This is a genomic window from Fontimonas sp. SYSU GA230001 (assembly GCF_040066175.1).
Lineage (GTDB): Bacteria > Pseudomonadota > Gammaproteobacteria > Nevskiales > Nevskiaceae > Solimonas.
This window is the reverse complement of sequence record NZ_JBEAAM010000045.1, coordinates 1-3,455: the sequence shown is the minus strand read 5'-3', so window position 1 is coordinate 3,455 and position 3,455 is coordinate 1. Positions and strand designations below refer to the sequence as shown.

4 protein-coding genes are annotated in these 3,455 nt (G+C 67.1%); all 4 read right to left on the bottom strand.

Features of this window, described 5'->3' with window-relative positions:
- Positions 1 to 171: 171 nt before the first annotated feature.
- The 4 genes from proB to rplU all read right to left on the bottom strand — a co-directional run bounded on the left by proB (position 172) and on the right by rplU (position 3,254).
- Positions 172 to 1,302 carry a glutamate 5-kinase gene (gene proB, locus AAG565_RS15610; RefSeq protein ID WP_348820572.1) on the bottom strand — a complete coding sequence of 377 codons (1,131 nt, stop codon included), beginning with the start codon at positions 1,300 to 1,302 and terminating at the stop codon, positions 172 to 174.
- A 24-nt stretch (positions 1,303 to 1,326) separates the two neighbouring features.
- Positions 1,327 to 2,517, bottom strand: coding sequence for an Obg family GTPase CgtA (gene cgtA, locus AAG565_RS15605; RefSeq protein WP_348820571.1), 1,191 nt, complete (start codon positions 2,515 to 2,517; stop codon positions 1,327 to 1,329).
- Between the two features lie 128 nt (positions 2,518 to 2,645).
- Positions 2,646 to 2,903, bottom strand: coding sequence for a 50S ribosomal protein L27 (rpmA, locus tag AAG565_RS15600; RefSeq protein WP_348820570.1), 258 nt, complete (start codon positions 2,901 to 2,903; stop codon positions 2,646 to 2,648).
- A 36-nt stretch (positions 2,904 to 2,939) separates the two neighbouring features.
- Positions 2,940 to 3,254, bottom strand: coding sequence for a 50S ribosomal protein L21 (rplU, locus tag AAG565_RS15595; RefSeq protein WP_348820569.1), 315 nt, complete (start codon positions 3,252 to 3,254; stop codon positions 2,940 to 2,942).
- Positions 3,255 to 3,455: the final 201 nt, after the last annotated feature.

Sequence of the window (3,455 nt, the reverse complement as noted above, 5' to 3'; positions counted from 1 at the left end):
CCACGCTTCCTCTCCACGGTCAGTCACCCTCCCGCAGTTGCGCTTCGCTTGGCTTACTGTGGCCAGCTCACCGGAGGACTTACACCTCCAAGACTGCGCACGTGCCGGGCGCACAAACACGAAGGGGGCCGCAAGGCCCCCTTCTCCTTTTTTCAGCGCCGGAACGCGCAATCAGCCGCTGAGCACCAGATTGTCGCGGTGGATCATCTCCGGCTCGCCGGGACCGCCCAGCCGCACGCTGATCTCATCGCTCTTCGCGCCGAGGATGCGGCGCGCATCGTCGGCGTCGTAGTTGCACAGGCCGCGCGCGACTTCGTTGCCGGCGCCATCGACACAGACCACCAGGTCACCGCGGCCGAAGTCGCCCTCGACCGCGCGCACGCCGACCGGCAGCAGGCTGCGGCCCTGGTCGCGCAGCACGCGCACGGCGCCATCGTCGAGCGTCAGCCTGCCGCGCACCTGCAGCTGGCCCGCGATCCAGCGCTTGCGCGCCGCCATCACGCCCTGGCTCGGCTTGAGCAGGGTGCCGACCGCCTCACCGGCGCGGATGCGCTTGAGCACGTCCGGCTTGCGCCCGTGCGCGATCAGCGTCGCCGCGCCCGAACGCGCCGCGGTATAGGCCGCGCCGACCTTGGTGCGCATGCCGCCACGTCCCAGTTCGCCCTTGCTGGTGCCGGCCATCGCCAGCAGGCGGCTGTCGGCGAGATCCGCCTCGCTGACCAGCTGTGCGTCCGGATTGCTGCGCGGATCGGCATCGAACAAACCCTCCTGGTCGGTCAGGATCACCAGCAGGTCGGCACGGATCAGGTTCACGGTCAGCGCGCCGAGCGTGTCGTTGTCGCCGAGCCGGATCTCGTCGGTGGCGACCGTGTCATTCTCGTTGACCACCGGCACGACGCCGAACTCCAGCAGCTGGTTGAGCGTGCCCTGGGCATTGAGATAGCGCGAGCGGTCCGACACGTCCTCGTGCGTGAGCAGGATCTGCGCGGCCTTCAGGCCGTGCTTCTGGAACTCCGCCTCGTAGGCGCGCACCAGTCCCATCTGGCCGACGGCGGCCGCGGCCTGCAGCTCGTGCAGCACCGCTGGTCGCTTCTTCAGCCCCAGACGCGCCATGCCCTCGGCGACCGCGCCGGACGACACCAGCACGACCTGCACGCCGGCCCGACGCAGCTGCGCGATCTGTGCACACCAGTCGGCGATCGCGGCCAGATCCAGACCGGCGCCCTTGGCGGTGACCAACGAGCTGCCGACCTTGACCACCCAGCGGCGGCCTTCGGCGAGTCCTGCGCGTGATGCACTCATGTTCGGCGATGAATCTGTGAAGGTTCAGTCGTGCGGGCGCCTGGGCGGCGCCGGACGCCGCTTGCGCGTGGATTTCTTCACGGCGCGGCCGAGATCCTTGTTGGGAATCTCCTCGCCGTCGAGCCGCTTCGGCGGGGGGCTGCGGCGCCGCGGCGCCGGCAGCGGCGCTTCGGCCTCCGGTCCGGACTCCAGCGCGGCCACCGGCGGTGCATGCGATTCGACCCAGGACATCGCCGCTTCGCACAGATCGTCGCAGCCCTTCTTCGTCGCCGCCGAGATCGCGAACCAGCGCCCCTTCCAGCGCAGCCTCTTGAGCACCTTGCCGACCAGCGCGCGCCACTCGGACTCGGGCATCAGGTCGATCTTGTTGAACACCAGCCACTGCTCCTTCTTGCCCAGATCGGCGCTGAAGGACTTGAGCTCCGCGTTGATCGTGCGGATGTTCTCGACGATGTCGCTGCCGTCCGGCGGCAGGATATCGACCAGGTGCAGCAGCAGCCGCGTGCGCTGCAGGTGCTTGAGGAAACGGATGCCCAGGCCGGCGCCGTGCGACGCGCCCTCGATCAGGCCGGGGATGTCCACCATCGTGAACGAACGCGCGACGCCCATCGACACCACGCCCGGCTGCGGGTACAGCGTCGTGAACGGGTAATCGGCGATTTTCGGCCGCGCCGCCGACACCGCCGCGAGCAGCGTGGACTTGCCGGCGTTCGGCAGCCCGAGCAGCCCCACGTCCGCCATCAACGACAGTTCCAGCAGCAGCTCACGGCTCTCGCCCTCGCCGCCCTTGGTCGCCTTGTACGGCGTGCGGTTGACCGAGGACTTGAAGTGGGGATTGCCCAGCCCGCGGTGCCCGCCCTGCGCGACCTTGATGCGCTGGCCGGGCCGGGTCAGCTCGCCGATCAGTTCCTCGGTCGAGGTGTCGAAGATGCGCGTGCCCAGTGGCATGCGGATCTCCAGATCGCTGCCCGCCGCGCCGGTGCAGTTCGACCCCTGGCCGTTGACACCGTTCTCGGCGCGGAAGCGGCGCGTGTAGCGGAAGTCCGCCAGCGTGTTGAGATTGGGCTCGGCCACCGCCCAGACGCTGCCGCCCTCGCCGCCGTCGCCGCCATCCGGCCCGCCGAAGGGCACGTATTTCAGGCGCAGGAAGCTGATGCAGCCGTTGCCGCCCTTGCCGCCTTCGACCTGGATTCTGGCTTCATCGACGAACTTCATGAGCGGGTAAAGCGTAGCGCTTGTTTTGAAAGTCGGGGCCATGGATGGCCCCGTCTTGTACAGGATGTACAGAACTGACAAAAAAGCCCCGGGAGTCCGGGGCTTTCTCGTCTTCGCTTGCGGTGGCGTCAGGCCGGAACCACGTCCACGTGGATCTTGTTGGCCGGCCCGCGCTGCTTGAACTCGACCTTGCCGTCAGTCAGCGCGAACAGCGTGTGATCGCGGCCCAGGCCGACATTCACGCCCGCGTGATACTCGGTGCCGCGCTGACGCACGATGATGTTGCCGGCCACGACCGACTCGCCGCCGAACTTCTTCACGCCCAGTCGCTTGCTCTCGGAGTCGCGCCCGTTGCGCGTACTGCCTGCTGCCTTTTTGTGTGCCATTTCGGTAACTCCTGAATCTGTATGCCGTGTGCCGGATCAGGCGCCGAGGATCTCGGTGATCTTCACTTCCGTGAAGTTCTGCCGATGGCCCTGCTCCTTGTGGTAGTGCTTGCGGCGGCGGTGCTTGACGATGCGCACCTTCTCGCCGCGACCGTGCGCCAGCACTTCCGCCTTCACGGAACCGCCCGCCACGGTGGGCGCGCCGAACTTGATCTGCTCGCCATTGGCGATCATCAGCACCTCGTCGAAAGCGATCGACTTGCCGACCTCGGCATCGAGACTTTCGACCTTGAGCGTTTCGCCCGGGGCCACCTTGTACTGCTTGCCACCCGTCTTGATCACGGCGTACATCGTTGACTCCAAATCTAATTTTAATTGTAAGCCGCAGCGGCGACCGCCACCCGGCCCAAAGAAGCGCGCAATTGTAGAGGTCGCCCCCATCACCGTCAACACTTAGCCTCTTCCAATGACACATGAGCCTGAAGGGGGTGCGTGATTCCAACGTGAAGTGAGCCTGAAAGGCCGGCGGGGCGGCGGGATCATCGGAGGATG